We start from the raw sequence: 2865 nt of genomic DNA, 5'->3' as shown, positions 1-2865 counted from the left end.
CCAGCGCGCGGGGACGAGCGCGGCGGGCAGCCGCTCGGACAGCGCCTTGTGCAGCAGGGCCTGGTCGGGCTCCTCGCCGCCGTCGACGAAGCCGGTCAGGCAGGGGCCGCCGGTGGCGTCCCGGCCGAGGACGACCGCGCACGAGCGCCCGCCGAGCACCTCGGAGGCCACCGCCTCGATCTCCTCCAGCTCGATGCGGTAGCCGCGCAGCTTGATCTGGTTGTCGCGGCGGCCGAGGAACCACAGCAGGCCGTCGCGGTCCCGGTAGCCGAGGTCGCCGGTCAGGTAGGCGCGCGCCCCGCCGAGCGCGGGCACGGTGACGAACCGGGCCGCGGTGGCCGCCGCGGCCTCGCCGCCGCCGAGGTAGCCCTCGGCGAGCCCCGCGCCGGAGACGGCGAGTTCGCCGACCGCGCCCACGGGCAGCGGCTGCAGACCCGCGTCCAGGACGTGCACCCCGACGCCCGGCAGCGCGGTCCCCAGCGGCACCTCGCCGCCCTCGCCGGGGCCTTCGGTCCCCTCGCGGGTCACCTCGTGGACCGTGGAGGTGATGGCCGCCTCGGTCACCCCGTAGGCGTTGAGGACCGTCGCGTCGGTCGCGGCCAGGACGTCCCGCAGCGCGGCGGCCGGCAGCCGCTCCCCGCCGGCGACCAGCAGCCGCGGCTCCCACATCCCGTCGCGGAGCGCCTCGCACAGCTCCTCCCGTACGGCCAGGAGGTAACTCGTCGGCAGGTTGGCGACGCTGACCCGGCGGGCGGCCAGGACGGCGATGAGCTCGGCCGCCGTCGGGACCTCCCGCTGCGGCACGACCAGGGACGCACCGGCCAGCAGGGACGGCAGCACCTCCTCCAGGGCCACGTCGAACGAGGGCTGGGCGAAGAGCAGCACCTTGTCGTCGCTGCGCAGCCCGAAGCGCCCGGCCACCGTCGTCGCGTGGTGGGCGAGCGCGGCCCGGCCGACCGCCACGGCCTTGGGCAGGCCCGTGGAACCGGACGTGTGGATGACGTACGCCGCCCCCTCGACGCACGCGGCCGGCGCGGCGGGAGGGAAGGCGGTGCCGGCGTCGAGCAGCGCGACCGGGACCGGCAGGCCCGCCGCGGGCAGCGCGAGGGCGCTCTCGCGGTCGGCCAGGACCAGGGCCGGGGACAGGCGCCGCAGCAGCGTCTCCAGGCGGCTCGCCGGGTCGTTGGGGGACAGCGGGCAGTAGACCGCGCGGATGCGCAGGCACGCGAGCAGGGTCACGACGGTGTCCACGCCGCGCGGCAGGACGGCCGCGACGGGCTGACCGGCGGTGACGCCCGCCGCGCGCAGGCGCGCGGCCAGCTCGTCGACGAGCCGGTCGAGTTCACCGTAGGTGATCTTCCGGGCGCCGCTGACGAGGGCGGGGAGGCCGGGGTCGTGACGGGTGACGGGGTCGAGCACGGCGTCGGGGGCGTCCGAGGCCCCGGAGGTGAGGGCCTGCTCCGGTACGGGGACAGGCTGCACGCCGAGCGCCGCGAGAGGTGCCTCCGGAGCTTCCAGGTAGGCCCGTACGAGGCCGAGGAAACGATCCGCCAGCAGCTGTGCGGCGTCCTCGTCGAACAGGTCCCGGTCGTAGTCCCAGACCAGCGTCATGCCTGCGGGGCCCTGCCGCGGCCCGACCGTGCGCCGGTCGTCGGGCAGCAGCACCAGGTCGAGGTCGAAGCGGGTGGTGCCGGTGTTGAAGCCCTCGAACAGCGAGACCTCCAGGCCCGGCACCTCGACCTCCGGCAGCGCCGCGTCGTGGGCGCTGAACATGACGCTGAAGAGCGGGTTGTCCGCGCCGGACGTGTGCAGGCCGAGCTCGCGGGTGAGCACCTGCACCGGGACGTCCTGGTACGGCAGGGCCCGGATCAGGCTGTCCGTGACCTCGTCCACCGCCTCCTCCGCCCCGGCCGCCGGGTCCAGGCGCAGCCGCAGCGGGATCGTGTTCACGAACATGCCGGTGGCCGACTCGAAGCCCTCGGGGCGGTTGCCGACCGCGGTGCCGACGACGAGGTCGGCACGGCCGCTGTGGCGGCGCAGGAGTTCGGCGAAGAGCGCGAGGAGCGTGGAGAAGGGGGTGTGGCCCTGGGTGCGGCTGTGGGCGCGCAGGCGCTCGGCGAGCGCGGCGTCGACGGCCTGCCGCAGCTGACCGCCCGCGTGCCGGCGCCGGGCCCCGGGCCGGGTGAGACCGGGCAGCGGCAGGTCGAACGACGCGTCGCCCAGCTCGCGCCGCCAGTGCGCCAGGCCCGCCTCGCGCCGGGCCGCCCGCTCGGGGCTGTCGGCGGCCTCGACATGGTCGGTGTAGGAGGCGGCCGGCGGCAGGACCGCCTGCTCGCCCAGCACGCGGGCCCGGTAGACGGTGAACACGTCGTGCAGCAGGATCGCGAACGAGTGCCCGTCGTGGACGAGATGGTGCTCGACGTGGACGAGGCGGTGGTGGTCCGCACCGAGCCGGACGAGGCACCAGCGCAGCAGCGGCGCCTCGTGGACGTCCAGGGGCGTCTCGGCCTCGGTGCGCAGCAGTGCCGCGAACGTCTCCTCGGGGTCGGCCTCGCCGCTGAGGTCGGCCGAACGCAGCCGGGGCGCGCAGTTCTCGCGCACGCGCTGGCCGGGCAGGCCGCCGGGGGAGTCGACGAGCTCGAGGCGCAGACCGGGGTGCCGGTCCAGCGCGGCCGCCAGCCCCTCCCGGAGCGCGGCCTCGTCGAGGGTGCCGCGCAGGTCCACGGTGGCGGTGAAGTTGTAGGCGCGACTGCCGGGCAGCATCTGCTCGTGCAGCCAGACGATCTCCTGGGATGTGGAGAGTCCGAACATGGTCAACCTTTCCGGGTCGGGAGGTGTGCGGGCCGGGGCCGGGTGGGCCCGTGC

General features: G+C 76.1%; 1 protein-coding gene. It reads right to left on the bottom strand.

Going from position 1 to position 2865, the window contains the following annotated elements; all coding sequences use genetic code 11:
• The coding region (locus V7793_RS36045; RefSeq protein WP_336013896.1) for a non-ribosomal peptide synthetase at positions 1–2811 on the bottom strand (2811 nt) is incomplete at its 3' end.
• Positions 2812–2865 lie beyond the last annotated feature (54 nt).

Source organism: Streptomyces sp. KLMMK, assembly GCF_036961605.1.
Classification (GTDB): Bacteria; Actinomycetota; Actinomycetes; order Streptomycetales; family Streptomycetaceae; genus Streptomyces; species Streptomyces telluris.
The sequence above is the reverse complement of the archived record's forward strand: the minus strand, read 5'-3'. Positions and strand labels throughout refer to the sequence as shown.